Below are 19,457 nucleotides of genomic sequence, written 5' to 3'. Positions count from 1 at the left end.
CCTGAGATCTGGGCAGGTCAGCTGTTGATCTTGGCCATGATCATTTCGCGGGCCTTGCCGGCATCGGCCTGGCCGCGGGTGGCCTTCATGATCGGGCCCATGAGGGCGCCGATCGCCTGCATCTTGCCGCCCTTGATCTTCTCGACGACATCCGGGTTCGCCGCGATCGCGTCATCGACGGCGGCTTCGAGCGCGCCGTCGTCCTGGACGATCTCCAGTCCCTCGGCCTCCATCACCTCGGTCGGGCTGCCCTTGCCGTCGATGACGCCGGCGAGCGCCTTGCGGGCGAGCTTGTCGTTGAGCTTGCCGGCCTTGACCAGGCCTGCCAGCTCGGCGACATGGGCTGCAGTGACGAGAGTCGTGACCTCGGCGTCCTCCTGCTTGGCTGCACGTGCGATCTCACCGGTCCACCACTTGCGTGCGGCGGCCGGCTCGGCACCGGCAGCGACAGTCTCTTCGATGACGTCGAGCAGGCCTGCGTTGATGACATCGCGCATCTCCAGTTCGGAGAAGCCCCACGCCTCAAGCAGGCGGCGGCGCTTGGCTGCCGGCAGCTCCGGCAGGTCGGCGCGCAACTGCTCGACCCAGTCGCGTGAGGGCTCGACGGGCACGAGGTCCGGTTCCGGGAAGTAGCGGTAGTCATCCGAATCGGACTTCACACGTCCCGAGGATGTCTCGCCGGTCTCCTCATGGAAGTGGCGGGTCTCCTGCAGCACCTGCTCACCGGCTTCGAGCACAGTGGCCTGGCGGGCGATCTCGTAGCGGACCGCGCGCTCGATCGAGCGGAAGGAGTTGACGTTCTTCGTCTCGGTGCGGGTGCCCAGCGGTGCATCGGGCGATTCACGCAGCGAGACGTTGATGTCGGCACGCACATTGCCCTGCTCCATCCGGGCCTCGGAGACGCCGAGGGCGCGGAAGATGTCGCGCAGGGTGCGCACATAGGCGGCCGCCACCTCGGGAGCGCGCTCCCCGGTGCCGGTGATGGGGCGGGTGACGATCTCGACGAGCGGCACACCGGCACGGTTGTAGTCGACCAGCGAGTACTCCGCGCCGTGGATGCGGCCCGAGCCGCCGACGTGGGTGTTCTTGCCGGCGTCCTCCTCCATGTGGGCGCGCTCGATGTCTACGGTGATGAGCTCGCCGTCTTCGAGCTCGACCTCCAGGGAGCCGTCGAAGGCGATCGGCTCGTCGTACTGGGAGGTCTGGAAGTTCTTCGCCAGGTCCGGGTAGAAGTAGTTCTTCCGGGCGAACCGGCAGGACTCGGCGATGTCGCAGCCAAGCGCCAGGCCGATCTTGATCGCGTATTCGACCGCGGTCTCATTCACCACCGGCAGCGCGCCGGGCAGGCCGAGCGAGACGGGGGTGACGTTCTCGTTCGTGCCGACTCCGAAACTGTTGGGGGCGGCGTCGAACATCTTCGTGGCGGTGCCGAGCTCGACGTGGACCTCGATGCCGAGCACCGGGTCGTACTTCTTGATGGCGTCTTCGTACTTCATCTCACGTCCTCACAGTTCCGGCGCGGCGGCGAGCACGCCAGCCCCGCGAGTCTCGTTGACGGCAGCCTCGATGCCGGCGCCGATCTCATACAGGCGCACATCCTCACGGGCCGGGGCGAGCAGCTGGAAGCCCACCGGCAGCCCGTCGGTCACACCGGCCGGCACGCTCATGCCCGGCACGCCGGCGAGGTTGGCCGGGATGGTCGCGACGTCGCCGAGGTACAGCGACATCGGGTCCATCTCCTTGGCAGCCCCCAGGTCGAAGGCCGTCGTCGGGGCAGTCGGCGAGACGAGCACATCGGCAGTCTCGAAGGCCTTGGCCAAGTCGCGCTGGACCAGTGTGCGGACCTTCTGGGCCGAACCGTAGTAGGCGTCGTAGTAGCCGGCCGAGAGCGCATAGGTGCCGAGGATGATGCGGCGCTTGACCTCCGCGCCGAATCCGGCGGCGCGCGTGGCGGCCATGACAGTCTCCGCAGTGACCGGGCCCTCCTCGGGCTCGACCCGCAGGCCGAAGCGCATGCCGTCGTAGCGGGCGAGGTTCGAGGACACCTCCGAGGGCATGATGAGGTAGTAGGCCTCAACGGCGTAGGCGAAGCTCGGGCAGTCGATGTCGACGATCTCAGCCCCGGCAGCTGCGGCGATCCGCAGCGCCTCGTCGAAAGCGGCCTGCACGCCGGGTTCGACCCCCTCGCCGGTGAGCTGTCGGATGACACCCAGGCGCTTGCCGGACAGGCTGCCGGAAGCAGCGCCGGCCTCAGCGGCGGCGAGGAAGCCGGTCGCCTGGTCCCGCAGCGAGGTCGAGTCGTGCGGGTCGTGGCCGGCGAGCACTTCGTGCAGGGCGGCGGCGTCGGCGACGGTGCGGCCCATCGGGCCGACCTGGTCGAGGCTGGAGGCCATCGCGATGACTCCATAGCGGGAGACCGAGCCGTAGGTCGGCTTGACGCCGACGGTGCCGGTGAAGGCGGCCGGCTGGCGGACCGAACCACCCGTGTCAGTGCCGACGGACAGCGGCGCCTCATAGGCGGCCAGCGCTGCCGCGGCACCGCCGGAGGAGCCGCCGGGGACCTTCGTGGTATCCCACGGGTTGGCCGTCGGACCGAAGGCGGAGTTCTCGGTGGTCGCACCCATGGCGAACTCATCGAGGTTCGTCTTGCCCAGCAGCGGCATGCCCGCTTCCTGGGTGTGGCGGTAGACGGTGCCCGAGTACGGCGGCACCCAGCCTTCGAGCATCTTCGAGGCGGCCGTCGTCGCCACGCCCTCGGTGACGATGAGGTCCTTGTGCGCGACCGGCACACCGGCCAGCGGGTGCAGGGTCTCACCTGCGGCCCGGCGTCGGTCGACGTCAGCGGCGGTGGCCAGGGCGGCATCGGCGGTGACGGTGATGAAGGCGCCGATGGTCTCATCGACGGCACCGATCCGGTCGAGGTGGGCCTGGGTGACCTCGGTCGAGGTGTAGTCGCCGGCCCGCATGCCGGCGGCGAGGTCGAGCGCGCTCAGGCGCGTGAGATCTGCCATCAGTCCTCCCCGAGGATCTGCGGGACGAGGAACTTGCCGTCTTCACTGGCCGGGGCGCCGGAGAGCGCCTCGTCGGCGGTGAGCGTCTCGCCGACGGTGTCCGGGCGCATGACGTTGCTCAGCGGAATCGGGTGGCTGGTGGCCGGCACCTCGTCGGTGGCGACCTCCTGGACGGCGGCCACGCTGGAGAGAATGGCGTTGAGGTCGCCGGTGAGTGCGGCCTGCTCCTCATCGGTCAGGGCGATCCGGGCGAGGTCGGCCAGGTGGCTGACCTCAGCGGCGGTGATCGCGGATGTCTGCGACATCGTCACCCCTTCATTGTTCGCGTTCGTGTCACAGACGAGTCTAACCGGCGCCTGGCCACCTGCGGGTGCCAACGCTCTGCCTCGGTCAGGCAGCCGATTCGTTGCGGATGTAGCCGGCGACTTCGGTGAGGAACCGCTCTGCGGCCGCGGGGGTGGCGTGGCCGTTGGCCACTGCCCGGCTGAGGTCGGCGGCCAGCCCGTTCACCCGCGCCTGCGCGCTGTCGGCTGGCAGTGCGGCGTCACCGGTGTGCCTGCTCGTGGCCGTGCCCGAGGAGGGGGTGTCGTCGTCATCGTCGTCGTCCTTGCGGGTGGGCCGGGTCTCCTGGCCCGAGGCGGTGGGCAGGTAGGCGGCTTCCGGTGCTGCGGTGCGTCCGACCTCGGCGATGGCAGCCCGCAGGGTGCCGCTGTTCTCGTCGAGTTCGGCTGTCGCTTCCTGGACAGCGATGCCAGGGGTGTCGGGAAGTACCTGCGTGTCGATCAGCCGGGTGACGTGGCCGGCGCCGAAGACGATGCCGGAGACGAGTGCCGAGCCGATGACCAGGCGTACGAGAGTCCACATGCCTCCAGTCTGGCACCGGCAGTTGGTGGCCGGCTTCGTCCCGGCTGGGTCTCCGCTGAACCGTAGGCAGAACGGTCCGTGATAGCGGGCGGGGGTTGCCAGAAGCCGGCGACGGCTCCTAGCGTCGAGGCATCACCGAGCGAGTGGAGGACGAATGAGAATCCCGCAGGCGTCGAGATGGATCATCGACCTGCTCCTGCTGGCGATCGGCAGCCTGGCGCTCGTCTTCGCACCGGGGCTGCACGATCTGGCAGCGGTGTTCTGGGGCCTGGCTCTCGTGTCCCTCATCGCCGCACTCGTCATCGCCGTCCGCCGCTGGCGCACCGTGCGGCGCGGCGAGTCCAGCGTGAGCAGCCGACGGCGCCGGGGCCGCGAGAACCGGAGACCTCAGTAGTCGACGTCGCCTTCGCCGAACCCGTCGACGTCGAAGTCCTCACCGTCGCTGCCGCTTGCCAGCAGTGAGGCAGTCAGGCGCTCCTCATCCCCGCGCAGCTCAGCGACCGCTGCCAGCAGCGACGCATCTTCTGCCTTCTGCCCATCGAGGGCGGCGAGCACCACAGAGCGGCGCACGGCTTCCTTGACGAAGGAGGCGGTGACTCCCTCGGTGCGCGCGGCGGCCTCGTCGAGGGCGGCCGGCGTGAAGCTCAGCTGCTGGGAGTACAGCTCGAACAGGGCACGGCGGGCTGCCGTATCCGGACGCGGGATCTCGACAGCCAAGTCGATGCGGCCCGGCCGCTGCACGAGCGCCTCTTCGAGGGCCTCGGCCCGATTGGTCGTGAGGACAAAGGCGACATCAGCGTCACCGGCCAGTCCGTCGAGGGCATCGAGGACTTCGAAGAGCAGCGGCCGGGCGCCTTCGGAGAAGTCACGGGACTCGGCGACGAGGTCGCAGTCCTCAAGCACCACGATCGCCGGCTGCAGGGCGCGGGCGGTCTCAGCGGCAAGGCTGATCGCCTGCAGGCTCTCCCCAGAGAGCATGATGACGGTGCTGCCGGTGGCCAGTCCGGTGAGGTGGCGGACGGTGTGGGTCTTGCCGGTGCCGGGAGGGCCGTAGAGCAGGATGCCGCGTTTGAGGTGCTGGCCGGCGGCCTGCAGCTGCTTCGCCATCTCGGAGATGCCGAGCACGTGGCGGCGGATCCGCTCCAGCGTGTCTTCCGGCAGGATCACCTGGTCGGCTGCGATCTGCGGGCGAGGATGGAACTGCACCGCCTGGGAGGCCTCGCCGAAGGCTCCTCCCCCGAAGGTCACGACCTGCCCACGCAGGGTCGAGCGGGCGTTCATCGCCTCCGCGATCTCGGTGAGCACTTCTTCGGCGGCGATGTCATCGCCGGAGAGGATCGAGACGTAGGAGACGAGCTCACCGAAATCACCGGAGCGAGCCTGCAGCAGCGCCATCGGCTGGCCGTCGCGTTCGAAGAGGGACACCGCCTCCGAAGCGACCCGGCGGCGCGCCTCGGGGCCGGTGGGTACCGACTCGTACTGCACGGCACCGGGGAAGAAGTTGTCGTACCGGTTGGCGATGAGTTCGGTGAAGTCGAAGGAGTCCTCATCGGTGTTGATGCCGTGGACGGTGCGCTCGTCACCGAGCACGGCTTCGATGCCGATGTCGAGGTCGGCGTAGCGCCAGACGGGGAACCGCTTGGCGACAGCTTCGAACTCCTCGGCCGGGCCGCCGAGGTGGTCGCTCAGCAGCGCGCGGAAGCTCGGGGTTGCAGGGTTGCCGGCAGTGCTGTGCTCGGCCATGGTGTCGACGAAGGCAGAGAACCGGGTGGCGAAGTCGCGCAGCTCCTCGGGGGTGACGAGCGGGCTGGCCGACGAGGTGGGCTGGGTGCGGGGAGTGTCGTTCATGGCCGCAGTCTAGCCAGACTGGCCGGGAGACGTTCCCAGGCGCGGCGCAGACCGCTAGCCCGGCAGCAGGCATCTGGACAGCCTCCTCCGAAGGCGGTTCCCGCTGCGAGCGGCCGTCAGGAAGCTCAAGGCCGGCATCGATCAGATGCACCGTGGAACCCTGGCGGCGCGGAAGGGCGAACATGGCCGAGAAGGATGAACGCCCTCCACCGGCTGAGCGCAGTGACACGGCAGCGTGATCGGCAGTCGTCCGGTTCTGCGAGGACCAGCTGGTGACCGAAGACGAGGCGCTCATCGCCGAAGCTTGCGGGGGCCAGGCAGGTGCAGGAATTCGGCACGGTGTCCGGATTCCATCCGGCAGGAACGGCACGCAGGTCAGTCGGCCACCGCCTCGGGCCCGGCGGCCAGCAGCTTTTCGAACGCCTCCTCATCGAGCACCGGCACGCCGAGATCCTCGGCCTTCGTCAGCTTCGAACCGGCGTTCTCCCCGGCGATGACGTAGTCGGTCTTCTTCGACACCGAACCGGCCGCTTTGCCGCCGGCGGCGATGATCGTCTCCTTGACCGAATCGCGGGTGTAGTTGTCCAGCGAGCCCGTCGCGACGATCGTGAGCCCGGCCAGGGTCTGCGGGCGTCCGGAGTCCTCCGGCGCCTCGTCCTCCATCCGCACCCCGGCGGCCGCCCACTGGTCGACGATCGCTGAATGCCAGTCGACGGTGAACCAGTCGTGCAGGGACTCGGCGATGACCGGTCCGACGCCGTCGATCTCGGAGAGCTCCTCGATCGAGGCGGCGCGGATCCTGTCCATCGACCGGAAGTGCTCGGCCAGGGCGCGGGCGGCGACGGGGCCGACGTGGCGGATCGACAGGGCTACGAGCACCCGCCACAGCGGGCGGTCCTTGGCCGCGGCGATCTGCTGCAGCATCCGCTCGGTGTTCGCCCGCGGCTTGCTGCCGTCCTTGGTGTAGAAGTACGGCACGAGCTCCTTCTCACCTTCGGCAGCATTCTTGCCGCGTTTGTCCTGCCAGACCTTGACCGCCGCGAGATCCTCAGCGCTCAGGTCGAACAGGCCGGCCTCGTTGGCCAGCGGCGGCTGGCCCTCCGGCGGGCGGGTCAGCGCGTTGGCGGCCTCCTCACCGAGGGCCTCGATGTCAAGCGCGGCCCGGGAGGCGAGGTATTCGACGCGGTTGGCGACCTGGGCTGGGCAGGTCCGGCTGTTGGGGCAGCGCAGGTCCTTGTCGCCTTCCTTCTGCTCGTACAGTTCGGTGCCGCAGTCCGGGCAGTGCGTGGGCATGACGAAGGCGTGCTCGTCGCCGGTGCGGGCGGCGGTGACCGGTCCGAGGATCTCGGGGATGACGTCGCCGGCCTTGCGCAGCACGACGGTGTCGCCGATGAGCACGCCCTTGCGCTTGACCTCATGGGCGTTGTGCAGGGTGGCCTTCTCGACCGTTGAGCCGGCGACGAGCACCGGCTCCATCACCGCGTACGGGGTGACGCGGCCGGTGCGACCGACGTTGACGCGGATGTCGAGCAGCGTGGTCGTGACCTCCTCAGGCGGGTATTTGAAAGCCATCGCCCAGCGCGGGGCGCGGGAGGTGAAGCCGAGCTCGTACTGCTCGTCGAGTTCGTCGACCTTGACGACGACACCGTCGATCTCGTGGAGCACATCGTGACGATGCTCGCCGTAGTAGTCGATGTAGGCGTGCACCTCATCCATCGAGGTGACCACCCGGAAGTACTCGCTGGTCGGCAGGCCCCACTCCTTCAGCTGCGCATAGACCTCCGACTGGCTCGGCGCCTCGGCACCCGCACCGCCGTCTTCGGGCTGCCAGGCGGCGATGCCGTGGACGAGCATATGCAGCGGGCGCTGCGCAGTGATCTGCGGATCCTTCTGCCGCAGCGACCCGGCTGCCGAGTTGCGCGGGTTGGCGAACGGGTTCTTGCCGGCTTCGACGAGGGATTCGTTGAGCTGCCGGAACGCCTCGACGGGGATGAACACCTCGCCACGGATGTCGACGCGGGCCGGATGCCCGCTGCCGGCGAGCCGGGCGGGGATGTCGGCGATGGTGCGGACGTTGGCGGTGATGTCCTCGCCGGTGTGCCCGTCGCCGCGGGTGGCGGCCCGGACGAGGCGGCCGTGCTCGTAGGTGAGGTTGACCGCCAGCCCGTCGATCTTGAGTTCGCACAGATAGCGGGCCGGTTTGCGGCCCAGCCCGCGGTCGACGCGGGCAGCCCAGTCGTCGAGCTCCGCGCGGGAGAAGGCGTTGTCGAGGCTGTACATCCGCTCGGTGTGGACGACTTCGGCGAACAGCTCGGTGTCGACGCCGCCGCCGACGTGCTGTGTCGGCGAGTCGGGGTCCCTGAGTTCGGGGAACCGGTCTTCGATGTCTTCGAGTTCGCGCATGAGCGTGTCGAATTCGGCATCGGAGACGGTCGGGGCGTCCTTGACGTAGTAGCGCTCCCGGTGCTCCTCGATCTCCAGCGCCAGTTCCTTGGCACGGGCCCGGGCGGTGTCGAATGCGCGTCCGTGGGCGGCCGCCTGGGCGATGTCGGCCGAATCGGGGCTGTCGACGATGTCGTCGCCGGAGTCAGAGGAGACGTCTGCAGAAGTGTCGGCACCTGTGGTCATGGGATTCATTATCCCATCGACCGACGGACATCCGAGTCACGGTGGGGGCGGCAAGGAATAAGGCCTCGACCCCAGCTTCACCACCGAAGCTCACTTCTCCTTTCAATTATTGTTCACAACGGGTAGAGGAGCGACAACTATCTGACTCACCCTACCCGTGCACTCAAGCCATTTCACACGACTAAATGACCTGCTGAAAGTAGAAGGGAATTGCTGAAATATTCACCGCCAAGAAGAAAACCGCACCTACGAGTAGCGTGAGGACTGGAGTATCGACCCGACGATGCATTACAATATACAGCACCAGAGTCGACACAACAGCGATGAGTGGCCAAACCGGGTTCCCGTAAACAAACAAGTCACCCAAGAGGGCCCCGCCAGCCGCCGCGCACCCAAGACCAATTATTACGCAAAAATGCTTCATATCCACCATCAATTCTTTCTACCGGCGAAACCTATAATTTAGATACATGGCCTCTTAAGTACGTCATTACGAATCCTGCAAGCAAAGCTACTCCAGAGTGAGTATGCAAATAGTTTATTTCCGAACTTGAGCATCGGCTTTTTCTGCCAAGCGCGAGCTGGACCATTGGCACTAGCTGAAAGTACATAGTTCGGCTTAGTGTACTTGATTTTGAACGTAACATTTTTACCTGCCCCTTCGGCATGCCCCGGGAGCGATCGCAAAGTAAAGTAGTCTTTCCCAACAGCAGTGACCTTCACTGGGTTGGAGCCAGGCCGAAGCTTGTACGTGGCACCAGTTCTAACCGTGCGCGGCATACCGCCTAAGGGAAACGTCTTCTTCATATTCTTGTTCAAAGCTCGAAAGTGAGCTCGAGCCTTAGCTGAGGAACCTGACCCATCTCTCCAGATCACAACGTTAAAATGGTAGTGATAAGGCGATTTTCCTGCTGACGCTACACCACCTGAACCTGCAATGGCATCGCGAACACCTGACGCATCGCCACGAGGTCCACCCACCTCACTCGCCACATACTTTGCCGTTTCCGACTCCGATGGAACTGCAGAAATCCACTCATCCGGAACCTGCTCTTGTGTAATACGATCAACCGGCTCTTGCGGATTGTAGATGTAAAGTGATCCATCCACCGACTCTTCGATGACTGGATACCCGCTTGCTTCAGCCGTATTCCGCAGTTCGGCCACCTCGGGTAGCGCGTGCGCAGCCACGGGAACGAGGGAAACTTCGGCCAGCAAAAAGCATGACACAACCGCAACGATAGTACGGGATATATATTTCATTGGGGACTTCTTTCACGGCTCTGGGGATGCAAGTGAACGGTGTTCATCACACGGCATCAGAGCTGCGGACCTGCACCCGCACGTAACGCGTTACCTGATTGTGATCCAAGTACCTGTGTTCTCAGTGCGTTCCTGAGGGCAACGATCGGCATCACGCCTCATGGACGGATCCAGCACCGTGTGGTGTGGTGCTCAGTGATTTCGTGCCAACAGTCTCAGGCACTTTTGACATCTTTCAATCGAGCAGATGCAACCGTCACTTCAGGGCACTGGCGCAGCGGTCCAGAATGGTCAGGGGTGAATCCCACGCAGCTACGGAGAGTTCATTCGCGGTGTTCTAGGCTCAGTCCAGGCCCGCGCACTCCTGCGCCAGCTGGCTCGCTGCTGCCAGCCAGGTGCGCGGATGCACCGGATCCGCATCGGCGGCCGCCTGGGCCTGCGCGCGGGTGAGCGGGGCCGGCGGGCCGGTGAGGATGCCGAGCTCGGCCAGTGCCGCATCGGGCAGTCCGAGGGTCTCGACGACGCCGGTGAGCCGGTGCCGCCAGGCGGCGATGTCGATTCCCGTTCCCGAGGCGGTCCCGACTCCCAGCGTCAGCGCCGGAACCGGGTGACCGGCAGCCGCTGTGCGGTGGCCGGCCCACCAGGTGAAGGCCTGTTCGAAGAGTCGTGCGTCTGTGCGGGCATCGACGTCGATGCCGATGCCGCCGATGCCGGCACCGGTGAGCACCTCGGTGAGGCTGCGGGCCTGCCCGTGGCTGTACCAGGTCAGCGGTCGGATCCCGGGCAGGAAGACCAGCGTGTTCCCTGCGGCGGAGGCGATGGCCTCGCGGATACCTCGCCAGGCAGTGACCGCCTCGGTCTCGGGCAGGGCCGGCAGCCGCGTGCGCCCGGCTGTGGTGGCCAGCTGCCCGGACAGTGCGGCAGCGGCATGCGGTTCGTCGAGCTGGATGATGATCACAGCGTCTGGCATCAGCCGGCGCAGGTGCGTGACGTGCTCGCTGAGCCCGTGGGCGTAACCGGCCACGACGTCGCGGCGCGCACCGGGATCGGCCAGCGTCGATTCGCCGCGGGGTTCGAGCAGCAGGGCCGCCAGGCTCACCGGTCCCGGCAGGCTGATCTTGACCGGGCCTGCGAACTCAGCGAACACCTCGGCGGCGGCATCGGCATCCTCCCCGAGCCGTGAGGCCGCGCGGCGGGCGTCGCGGCCGGGCCGGTGGGTCAGCTGCCAGCCTGCGGCGGTGGCTTCGACGGTCAGGTCCGCGCACAGGGCGGCCGCCCGGGCGACGCCCTCGCTGCCGGGCCCGGTGGTGACCGCCGGCAGGAACGGGACCGCCTCCTCGGCGAGCATCCCGGCGGTGATGCGGGCGGCCTCGCGGACATCGGACTCGGTGCGCGACTCGCCGTCTGCCGGCCGTCCGGTGCCGGTCCAGGCGGCGGCCGTGACCGGCCAGCCGCCGCGGCCGGAGGCGAACACCCGGTCAGTGCTGTGACTGTACCGGCTCACCGGCCGCGGCCCTTCATCCGGGCGGCCGGCAGGCCGGGAGTGTCGAATCCCATGACGCGCCCGTAGAACGACAGCTCCTGTTCGAGGGAGTCGGTGACGTTGGCAGTCTGGACGAAGCCGTGGGATTCACCCGGGTAGAAGGTCGCGGTGTAGGGCAGGCCGCGGGCTTCGAGAGCCTCGATGAGCAGGCGGGCCTGGCTCGGCGGGACGATCGGGTCCTCTTCGCCCTGGAAGATCGCCACCGGCACGCTGAGCTCATCGAGCAGGTTGACCGGGGCGAGCGAGGTGTAGCGTTCGGCTTCTTCGGGGTAGACGCCGACGAGTCCGTCGAGGTAGCGGGATTCGAAGTCGTGGGTCTCCTCAGCCAGGGCCCGCAGGTCGCCGACGCCGTAGTAGCTGGCGCCGGCGGCGAACACCGAGGTGGTGGTCAGGGCGCGCAGGACCGTCCAGCCGCCGGCGGATCCGCCGGAGATCGCCAGCCGGTCGGCATCTGCCAGGCCGGCGTCGACGAGCCCGGTGACGGCGGTGATGGTGTCGGCGACGTCGACGATGCCCCACTGGTCTTTGAGCGCATCCCGGTAGGCGCGTCCGTAGCCGGTGGAGCCGCGGTAGTTGACGTCGATGACGCCGATGCCGCGGGAGGTGAAGAAGGCGTGATGGGCGGAGACCTTCGGCGTTGCCTGGCCGGTCGGTCCGCCGTGGACGAAGGCGACATACGGCGGTTTCTCGCCCTCAGGCGCCGTGTAGTGGGGGTGGCGCGGCGGGTAGACGATCGCGTGGATGCCGTCGAATTCGCGCAGCTCTGCCCGCGGATAGTAGGCCGCCCGGGTGCGGTCCGGGGCGGCTGCTGAGAGGGCGACGGGTTCGAGTTCGCCGGTGGCCAGGGTGTACGTGTAGAGTCCGCGGACCCGGTCGGAGGATCCGCCGATCATGAGGGCGGTGCCGTTGCGGTAGTCCTGCAGCCCGATGTCGGACAGCGGGCAGTCAAGGCTCTGGTGTTCGTGTGAGCGGGGGCTTGCCCAGATGAGCCGGCTGGTGCCGAAGCGTGCGGCGGCGAGCACCCGGCTGCCGCCGTCGACGGGCAGGTAGTGCTGCTCGCCCAGCAGCCACAGCGGGCCGCCGATCTCGCCTTCTATGCTGAGCAGCGGCTCCTCCTCGGCGGGCATGACGCCCTTGTCTCCGCGCGCCTGAGCGCGGAAGGCCGGCACGTCGAGTCCAGTCAGCTGCCAGCTGCCAGTCGGGTCGGCGGTGACGGCGAGCTTGGTGCGTGAGAGCCACTCCGGCTGCAGGACGGAGACGCCCGGCCGGTAGTAGATCTTCTCGACCGGCCCGTCGGGTGCGCCGGATGCGTCGAGCGGCTGGAGGAACACGGCGGTTTCGTCCCACGGCATGTGCGGGTGCTCCCAGCCGATGAACGACAGCAGCGTCTGGCACGGGCTGATGCGCGGCCAGGCGAGGAACCGCGCCCCGTCGGCCAGGCGGGTGACACCGGAGTCGTCGACGGCGACGATGCTGCGGGTGATCGGCTGCTCGGAGGCCCGTGTGCTGGCTGCGTCGGCGATCTCCGTTCCCGAGGCGCCGGGCAGCAGGTGTTCGTGGGTCTCCTCGACGGCGAGGATCCGCCCACCGGTGTAGGTCAGGTCCCCATAGCGGATCGCCATGTCGGTGTCCGGGGTGATCGGCACCGGCGGTGAGGCGGGTGCTGGTGCCGAGCCATTGAGCACGGCGGAGATGTCGAGGCGGTAGATGCGCTGGTCGTCGGCGTTGACGAAGAGCAGCGTGCCGGTTGCTGGGTCGGCGGCCCAGGGGCAGCCGCCGTATTCGTGGACGCGGGAGCGAGCGCTGAAGTTCGGTGGCAGCAACTGGATCTCATCGCCGAGGTGACCGGATCGGTTGACGACGATGCCGGTGCGTCCGCCTTCGGAGCTGACGCGGGCGGCGTAGATGATGGCATCGCCGATGAAGCGCGCGTCGCTGATCGGCTCGGAGCCGGCAGCGACATCGGCGGCGGAGATCGGAGACGGCCAGGAACCGTATGGCGCGATGGTCATGGCCACAGATTACCGAACCGCACGGACGCTGCCCGCGCTCCCCGGATCGCACAGCGCAGCCGCAGCCGCGTGCGGGCTCACGCGTCGAGCAGTTCGGCGCTGCGGGCGGTCTGGTCGATCGTCGCCTGGCCGAGCACGCGGGTGCCGCGGTAGACGACCATCGTCTGGCCGGCGGCCACACCGGACAGCGGCTCCTCGACGGCCACGTGCATGATCTGTCCGCGCGGCCGGGGTGCCGGCAGGTTCTCCTCGTGTGCTGGGACGGTCTCATCGACTTCACCGAGCCACACGCGGGCTGGCACCGGATCGGAGTGCGCACGGATCTGGATCTCACAGTCGATCGCGGTCGTCTTGCTGTCGCCGATGTCGGCTGGCGGAAGCCCGCACCAGGTGGTGCGGATGCCTTCGAGCCGGTCGACGCGCAGCGCCTGCTTGGGCCCGACGGTCACGGAGTTGTCAGCAACATCGATGCCGACGACGTAGCGCGGTTTGCCGTCAGCGGCCGGCTTCTCGATTCCGAGTCCCTTGCGCTGGCCGATGGTGTATGTCATCGCGCCGTCGTGCTCACCGAGCACCTCACCGGCTTCGTCCTTGATGAGGCCCGGCCGCATCGGGATCTTGTCGGCCAGCCACGCCTTGGTGTTGCCGTCGGGGATGAAGCAGATGTCGTAGGAGTCCGGCTTGTTCGCCACCGGGAAGCCACGGTCGGCGGCCTCAGCGCGCACCTCGGCCTTCGAGGCGGAGGCCCCGATGGGGAAATAGCAGTGTTCGAGCTGTTCGGCAGTCAGCACGCCGAGCACATAGGACTGGTCCTTGTTCAGGTCGAGTCCGCGGTGCAGCTCGGGAGTGCCGTCGTCAGCGCGGATGATCTCGGCGTAGTGGCCGGTCGCCACCGCGTCGAAGCCGAGCGCGAGCGCCCGGTCGAGCAGGGCTGCGAACTTGATGCGCTCATTGCAGCGCATGCACGGGTTCGGGGTGCGCCCGGCGGAGTATTCGGCGATGAAGTCATCGACGATGTCCTCCTTGAACCGTTCGGAGAAGTCCCACACGTAGAAGGGGATGCCGAGCATGCCGGCGACCCGGTGGGCGTCGCGGGAGTCCTCGATCGTGCAGCAGCCGCGCGAGCCGGTGCGCAGCGTGCCGGGCATCCGCGAGAGCGCCAGGTGCACGCCGACGACCTCGTGGCCGGCGTCGACGGCGCGGGCGGCGGCGACTGCGGAGTCGACGCCGCCGGACATGGCGGCAAGGATCCTCATGACTGTCCTCCTGCAGATGCGGCGGCCGCGCCCGAGGCGGTGGTCGCCGGGCCCGAGGCGGTGGTCGCCTGCCATGACGGGGCGGCAGAGACCATGCCGGCCTTGGCGGCGCGTTCAACGATGCCCGGCAGCACGTCGAGCAGCGCGTCGATGTCGGACTCGGTGGTCTCCGGGCCGAGGGTGAAGCGCTGTACGGACCGGGCGGTGTCCTCATCGGCCCCGCAGGCCATGAGCACATGGGAGGGCCGGGAGACGCCGGCCTGGCAGGCCGAGCCGGTGCTCGTGGCGAAGCCGGCGGCATCGAGCAGGAACAGCAGCGCGTCGCCTTCGCAGCCGGGAAAGACGATGTGGACGTTGTTCGGCAGCCGCTCATCCCCGCGCCGGCCGGACAGCCGGGCGGTCGGGATGCGCTCTTCGATGCCGGCGATGAGCCGGTCGCGCAGCCGTGCGGTCTCAGCTGAGTCGAGGGTGCGGCAGGCGCGTTCGGCGGCGGCCGCGAAGGCGGCAGCCCCGGCGACGTCGAGGGTGCCGGAGCGGACCTTGCGCTCCTGTCCCCCGCCGTGCAGCACCGGCACCGGGGTCAGGTCGCGGGCGAGCACGAGCGCACCGATGCCCACCGGCCCGCCGAGCTTGTGGGCGGTCACCGTCATCGCAGCGACCGCGAGCTCGGCGAAGTTCACCGGCACCTGCCCGAAGGCCTGCACCGCATCGGTGTGCACGGGGATGCCGTGAGGTTCGGCGATGCGGGCGAGCTCAGCGACCGGCTGGAGGGTGCCGATCTCGTTGTTGGCCAGCATGACCGACACGAGGGCGGTGCGCTGCGGTGCCGCGGCGATCTCCGCCTCGGCGGCGGCCAGATCGAGCCGTCCGGTCTCATCGACCGGAAGGATGACAAGCTCAGCCCCGCAGGATTCGAGCCATTCGGCGGTCTCCAGGATCGCGTGGTGCTCGATCGCGGAGACGAGCACGCGGGGACGGTCGAAGGGTCCGGCGGTGCGGCCTGCGTTGCGGGCCCAGAAGATGCCCTTGAGGGCGAGGTTGTCGGCTTCGGTGCCGCCGGAGGTGAAGATCACCTCAGAGGCGGTCGTGGCGCCGAGGCAGTCGGCGAGGGTTTCACGCGCGGCTTCGATGCGCATCCGGGCAGCCTGACCGTCCGCGTGGAGCGACGAGGGATTGCCGACGCGGTGGAGTTCTTCGGTGAAGGCCGTCAGCACCTCAGCGGGCATCGGCGAGGTGGCGGCGTGATCGAGATAGACGCGCACTGACCCCATTCTACGCGGCAGCCTCGCGTGGGTCTAAAATATTGGGCGTGCTCACCGTACTGACCTACACCCTCTTCGCCGCCTCGGCCGGCTTGTGCCTGTGGGCGCTTGTGCAGACGATCCGCAACAAGCCAGCCGGCATCCTCATGCTCGGCGGAGCCAGCGTGCTGCTGCTCCTGCTGCTCGTCCAGCTCGTCGTCTCGATCGTCATGTGGGGCCAGTCCGGCGACACCGACGGGGTGCTGTTCTTCGGCTACCTGTTCACCGCGATCGTGCTGCTGCCGCTGGCCGGATTCTGGGCGTTCGCCGAACTCAGCCGCTGGGGCCCCGGTGTGCTGGCCGCCGCTGCCGCGACCGTGGGCATCATGATTGAGAGGATGGATCAGATTTGGCTGTGAGCTATTCGGCCATGCACACCGGTCCCGGCCGTGGGCTGACCGCGGTGTACGGGATTTTCGCCCTGGCGGCCACCGCACGCGCCGGTGTGCAGCTCATCCGCGACTACCACGAGGCGCCTCTGGCGTACTCGCTGTCCGCACTCGCAGCCGTCGTCTACATCATCGCCACCGTCTGCCTCGTCATCGGCTCGCGCACCTCGCACCGGATCGCGGTTGCTGCGACGACATTCGAACTCATCGGTGTCATCGTCGTCGGGTTCCTCAGCCTCACCCACCCGGAGCTGTTCCAAAAGCCCAGCGTGTGGTCGCTGTTCGGGATCGGCTACGGCTTCATCCCGCTCGTGCTGCCGATCGTCGGGCTGCTGTGGCTGCGCCGGGTCGGCAGGCGCGTGGCAGCCGACCGTGTCTGAGTGTGGTGCGGCAGGACATGCCGCAACTGGGCATGCCGCGGCTGAGCTTGCCGCGGCTGACGTGACCGCGCCTGAACAGTCAGGCAGCCTGCCGGTCCGCCCGTCAGTCGGTGGTCTGGGCTTCGAGCAGGAACCAGTCGGAACCGACGATGAGGTTCGTCTGCTCAGAGCCGAGCAGCATGTAGGGGATCGAGGTGCTGATGACCAGCCTGCCGCCTTCGAGGTCGCTCGTCATGACAGCTTCGAGCTCTTCGCCGACGTCGATCGACCCGCCGGAGCGGACCTTGAGTTCGATCGCGCACCGCACTTCGCCGAAGGACACGTCCCCGGTTTCGGTCTTGAGCCCGTGGGAGGCCAGCGGCACGGTCGCCTGGTCGTAGGGGTCGCAGGTGACCTTCGTGTCCTCGAAGGCCTCGTCGTTGCCGGCCATCTCATCGACATAGTCGCGGAACCCGGTGAAGGCGTCTGAGGCGTATTCGATGCTCTGGTCGTTCTCTGGGATCTCACCGGTCTCCAGGTACTGCTGGAGGGTTTCGTTGGCGGTGGTGCCCAGCTCGGTGAATTCCTTGCCCGACTGCTCGACCGCGCCGGTGCCGCCGGCCACGAGGGTCGGCACGTTCTCCTGCGGGACAAACAGGCTCTGCGTCACCTGCCAGTCCTCGCCTGCCGATTCGCGGGTCACGAGCATCGCCTGGACGGTCTCATCGCTCTCAGCGGGCTTGCCGAAGGCGATGAACCACATCGGGTACTCGGCGAACGACGGCCCACCGGCGACGATCTGGTCGAAGTTCACCGCCGAGAGCTCCGTCTTGCCGGCCTTGGCGATGAGGATCTCGGCGCGCGTGCGGTCGAGCAGCGGCGGCGCCTGGATCTTGTCGAGCTGGTCCTCGTCACCCTTGAGGCTGGCGTCGAGACGTTCGGTGTAGGAGGTGAGGAACTCTCCGGCCTCGCCTGCCCGCAGGGCTGGGCGCTCGAATTCGGTGAGGTTCGGACTCGAGGGCTGGGCGACCGGCAGCGGTGAGCAGCCGGCGAGCACTCCGAGGGTGACGACGGAGCCGATGCCGGTGGCCTTCCGCGCTCGCTGGGCTGTGCGCTGGCTGCGGTTCTTCCGCGCCGTCGCGCGCTTGGCCGAGGCGGCGGTCCGGCCGGCCAGGTCCTTCGCCCGGTTTCCGAGGTCGGACATGCCGGAGCCTCCTGAGCCGCCGCGGCCCGATCCCCCGCGGCCGTACTCGCGGCGCAGCCGGCGCCGGCGTCCGGGCCGGGCGTCGAGCCAGCGCAGCAGGAAGTAGGCGGCCGCGCCGAAGGCGAGGATCGCAATGGCCAGGCCGATGAGGCTGGCGGGGAACACTCCCCCGGTGTCCATCTTCAGCTGCACGTCGACTCCATCGAGGTTGCCCTCCGGGTCGGCTGGGGCAACGACGATGACCTCACCGGATTCGGCGTCGAGGTCGAAGGTGTGCGACAGCTGACTGCCGGTCTGCGAGGCGGTCCACCAGTCCCGGCCGGCCGCGTCGTTCAGCGGTGCCGGCTCCCCATCGACGAACCGGGTCTTGAGCGCCTGCGGGAAATCGATCTCGGTGACTTCCTCATGGGCGATGCCGGTGAGGTAGCTGTCGACATCAACCCCGCTGGCCGTGCCCATGAACAGGTCTTTGTCCCCGCTGACCTGCAGGGTCGCCTCGGTGTTCTCGAACGGCACCAGCTGCGGGTTAAGCACGAAGGCGTAGGCGCCGTCGTGCACCTGGGATGGTGCGGTGTCGACGATGTCATCGGCGCCGACGACTGACAGCGCTGACAGCGACAGGGCAGCGCAGACGAGCCCGACGATGGCGGAGAAGGCAGCGAGGATGAGGCGAACCACGCGGTTGAGCGGTCCTTTCTCGTGCGGGAACAGATGGGCGGCGGAACGGTCAGCTGGTCAGCGGCGATCCGGCGGTGATCCGGCTGGCCGACCTTAGGGCGACCAGCCGGAAGGCCGGTTCAGAACAGGGCGCGCATGAGGCGGGAGCGGGCCTTCGTCACCCGCGGGTCCTCAGCACCGACGACGTCGAAGAGCTCGACAAGGCGGGTGCGCACACGCTCCTTGTCGTCTCCGGTCAGGCTCGGCAGGATCGTCAGCAGCCGGTTGAACGCGTCGTCGACGTGTCCGCCGGCGGTGTCGAGGTCCGCACATGCCAGGGCGGCGTCGACGTCGGTGGAGTCAGAAGCCGCTGCCGCGCGCACCGCCTCGGGATCGGCGTCCTTGACGCGCTTGAGCAGGCCGACGCGGGCGAGTCCGAGGCGGGCCTCCTCATCCGCCGGTGCTTCGGCGAGAGCCTTGCGGTAGATCTGCTCGGCACCGTCGAGGTCGTCGCGTTCGAGTGCTTCGATCGCCTCGGGGTGGGCCGGACCGGCGGCGGCCGGGGCCTGCTCACTGGCAGGCACGGCCGTCTTCGTCACGCCGTTCTGCGCGGCTGCGGCGACGAGCTGTTCGAAGACCTGGCGGACCTGCGGTTCGGGCTGGGCGCCCTGGAACAGCGGCACCGGCTGGCCCTTGAGGATCGCCACGACCGTCGGAATCGACTGGACCTGGAAGACCTGCTGCAGGCGCGGGTTCTTGTCGACGTCGACCTTGGCGAGCACGACCTTGCCGCCGAAGTCGGACACGACCTTGTCCAGCACCGGGGAGAGCTGCTTGCACGGCCCGCACCAGTCGGCCCACAGGTCGACGACGACCGGGACGCTCATCGACAGTTCGACGACGTCGTTGAAGGTCTCCTCGGTGACGTCGAAGACAAGGGCCGGCACGCTGACGGTGTCGGCACCCGCAGCCGGTGCACCACCGGCGGGTGCGCCGCCGACCGGGGCGGCGGGTGCGGTCTCGGCCTGGCTGCGGCTGCGCACGGCGGACAGGTCGAGTCCCTGGCTGCCGGCGGCGGGGTTTCCTGGGTGTTCGGTCATGCTCGTGTGGGTTCCTTTCGCA

General features: G+C 68.1%; 16 protein-coding genes. 3 read left to right on the top strand and 13 right to left on the bottom strand.

Going from position 1 to position 19,457, the window contains the following annotated elements:
• Positions 1-17: 17 nt before the first annotated feature.
• The 4 genes from gatB to HLA91_RS02405 all read right to left on the bottom strand — a co-directional run bounded on the left by gatB (position 18) and on the right by HLA91_RS02405 (position 3,875).
• Positions 18-1,496, bottom strand: a complete 1,479-nt coding sequence (gene gatB, locus HLA91_RS02420; protein ID WP_170273349.1) for an Asp-tRNA(Asn)/Glu-tRNA(Gln) amidotransferase subunit GatB — start codon at positions 1,494-1,496, stop codon at positions 18-20.
• Positions 1,497-1,505: 9 nt separating this feature from the next.
• Complete coding sequence (gatA, locus tag HLA91_RS02415) at positions 1,506-3,011, bottom strand: Asp-tRNA(Asn)/Glu-tRNA(Gln) amidotransferase subunit GatA (RefSeq protein ID WP_170273348.1); 1,506 nt, start codon at positions 3,009-3,011, stop codon at positions 1,506-1,508.
• A complete protein-coding gene (gene gatC / locus HLA91_RS02410) occupies positions 3,011-3,316 on the bottom strand; it encodes an Asp-tRNA(Asn)/Glu-tRNA(Gln) amidotransferase subunit GatC (RefSeq protein ID WP_165882458.1) in 306 nt (101 codons plus the stop codon). Before gatC ends, gatA begins: the two co-directional genes overlap by 1 nt.
• 85 nt (positions 3,317-3,401) lie before the next feature.
• Positions 3,402-3,875: a hypothetical protein gene (locus tag HLA91_RS02405; protein ID WP_170273347.1), complete on the bottom strand. Its 474-nt coding sequence runs from the start codon at positions 3,873-3,875 to the stop codon at positions 3,402-3,404.
• A 154-nt stretch (positions 3,876-4,029) separates the two neighbouring features.
• On the opposite strand from HLA91_RS02405, the gene HLA91_RS02400 reads away from it, so the two are divergent.
• Entirely contained in the window at positions 4,030-4,269 is a 240-nt protein-coding gene (locus HLA91_RS02400) for a hypothetical protein (RefSeq protein ID WP_170273346.1), read from the top strand.
• On the opposite strand, the gene HLA91_RS02395 is transcribed toward HLA91_RS02400, so the two are convergent.
• From HLA91_RS02395 to HLA91_RS02365, 7 genes are all read right to left on the bottom strand, one after another.
• Entirely contained in the window at positions 4,263-5,723 is a 1,461-nt protein-coding gene (locus HLA91_RS02395; RefSeq protein WP_239557016.1) for an AAA family ATPase, read from the bottom strand. The genes HLA91_RS02400 and HLA91_RS02395 overlap by 7 nt on opposite strands.
• A 375-nt stretch (positions 5,724-6,098) precedes the next feature.
• Positions 6,099-8,351 carry an NAD-dependent DNA ligase LigA gene (ligA, locus tag HLA91_RS02390; protein WP_204514181.1) on the bottom strand — a complete coding sequence of 751 codons (2,253 nt, stop codon included), beginning with the start codon at positions 8,349-8,351 and terminating at the stop codon, positions 6,099-6,101.
• Between the two features lie 462 nt (positions 8,352-8,813).
• Positions 8,814-9,614 (bottom strand): hypothetical protein, encoded by an 801-nt coding sequence (locus tag HLA91_RS02385; RefSeq protein ID WP_170273344.1) that lies wholly within the window; start codon positions 9,612-9,614, stop codon positions 8,814-8,816.
• 343 nt (positions 9,615-9,957) lie between these two features.
• Positions 9,958-11,118: a uroporphyrinogen decarboxylase/cobalamine-independent methonine synthase family protein gene (locus HLA91_RS02380; protein ID WP_170273343.1), complete on the bottom strand. Its 1,161-nt coding sequence runs from the start codon at positions 11,116-11,118 to the stop codon at positions 9,958-9,960.
• The gene (locus tag HLA91_RS02375; RefSeq protein ID WP_170273342.1) at positions 11,115-13,169 is read right to left on the bottom strand and encodes an alpha/beta hydrolase family protein; all 2,055 of its coding nucleotides are present in this window, start codon (positions 13,167-13,169) and stop codon (positions 11,115-11,117) included. Before HLA91_RS02375 ends, HLA91_RS02380 begins: the two co-directional genes overlap by 4 nt.
• A 77-nt stretch (positions 13,170-13,246) precedes the next feature.
• Entirely contained in the window at positions 13,247-14,425 is a 1,179-nt protein-coding gene (gene mnmA / locus HLA91_RS02370; RefSeq protein ID WP_170273341.1) for a tRNA 2-thiouridine(34) synthase MnmA, read from the bottom strand.
• A complete protein-coding gene (locus tag HLA91_RS02365; RefSeq protein WP_170273340.1) occupies positions 14,422-15,687 on the bottom strand; it encodes an aminotransferase class V-fold PLP-dependent enzyme in 1,266 nt (421 codons plus the stop codon). Before HLA91_RS02365 ends, mnmA begins: the two co-directional genes overlap by 4 nt.
• Positions 15,688-15,734: 47 nt before the next feature.
• Between HLA91_RS02365 and HLA91_RS02360 the strand changes: the two genes are divergently transcribed.
• Together HLA91_RS02360 and HLA91_RS02355 are read left to right on the top strand one after the other, a co-directional pair.
• A complete protein-coding gene (locus tag HLA91_RS02360) occupies positions 15,735-16,085 on the top strand; it encodes a hypothetical protein (protein ID WP_170273339.1) in 351 nt (116 codons plus the stop codon).
• Positions 16,082-16,495, top strand: a complete 414-nt coding sequence (locus HLA91_RS02355; protein WP_375545110.1) for a hypothetical protein — start codon at positions 16,082-16,084, stop codon at positions 16,493-16,495. The genes HLA91_RS02360 and HLA91_RS02355 overlap by 4 nt, the downstream gene beginning before the upstream one ends.
• 103 nt (positions 16,496-16,598) lie before the next feature.
• Here HLA91_RS02355 and HLA91_RS02350 read toward each other — a convergent pair whose 3' ends face one another.
• Complete coding sequence (locus HLA91_RS02350; protein ID WP_170273338.1) at positions 16,599-18,356, bottom strand: DUF8094 domain-containing protein; 1,758 nt, start codon at positions 18,354-18,356, stop codon at positions 16,599-16,601.
• A 119-nt stretch (positions 18,357-18,475) separates the two neighbouring features.
• A complete protein-coding gene (locus tag HLA91_RS02345; protein ID WP_170273337.1) occupies positions 18,476-19,435 on the bottom strand; it encodes a tetratricopeptide repeat protein in 960 nt (319 codons plus the stop codon).
• Between the last annotated feature and the right edge of the window lie 22 nt (positions 19,436-19,457).

Origin of the sequence: Brevibacterium luteolum, assembly GCF_013004595.1 — a bacterium.
Classification (GTDB): Bacteria; Actinomycetota; Actinomycetes; order Actinomycetales; family Brevibacteriaceae; genus Brevibacterium; species Brevibacterium luteolum.
The sequence above is the reverse complement of the archived record's forward strand: the minus strand, read 5'-3'. Positions and strand labels throughout refer to the sequence as shown.

Bases quoted from the DNA above. Each gene is read 5' to 3' on its own strand.
- HLA91_RS02385 (WP_170273344.1), bottom strand. From the start codon at position 9,614: ATGAAATATATATCCCGTACTATCGTTGCGGTTGTGTCATGCTTTTTG.
- HLA91_RS02395 (WP_239557016.1), bottom strand. From the start codon at position 5,723: ATGAACGACACTCCCCGCACCCAGCCCACCTCGTCGGCCAGCCCGCTC.
- gatC (WP_165882458.1), bottom strand. From the start codon at position 3,316: ATGTCGCAGACATCCGCGATCACCGCCGCTGAGGTCAGCCACCTGGCC.
- HLA91_RS02345 (WP_170273337.1), bottom strand. From the start codon at position 19,435: ATGACCGAACACCCAGGAAACCCCGCCGCCGGCAGCCAGGGACTCGAC.
- mnmA (WP_170273341.1), bottom strand. From the start codon at position 14,425: ATGAGGATCCTTGCCGCCATGTCCGGCGGCGTCGACTCCGCAGTCGCC.
- gatA (WP_170273348.1), bottom strand. From the start codon at position 3,011: ATGGCAGATCTCACGCGCCTGAGCGCGCTCGACCTCGCCGCCGGCATG.
- HLA91_RS02400 (WP_170273346.1), top strand. From the start codon at position 4,030: ATGAGAATCCCGCAGGCGTCGAGATGGATCATCGACCTGCTCCTGCTG.
- HLA91_RS02405 (WP_170273347.1), bottom strand. From the start codon at position 3,875: ATGTGGACTCTCGTACGCCTGGTCATCGGCTCGGCACTCGTCTCCGGC.
- gatB (WP_170273349.1), bottom strand. From the start codon at position 1,496: ATGAAGTACGAAGACGCCATCAAGAAGTACGACCCGGTGCTCGGCATC.
- HLA91_RS02375 (WP_170273342.1), bottom strand. From the start codon at position 13,169: ATGACCATCGCGCCATACGGTTCCTGGCCGTCTCCGATCTCCGCCGCC.
- ligA (WP_204514181.1), bottom strand. From the start codon at position 8,351: ATGACCACAGGTGCCGACACTTCTGCAGACGTCTCCTCTGACTCCGGC.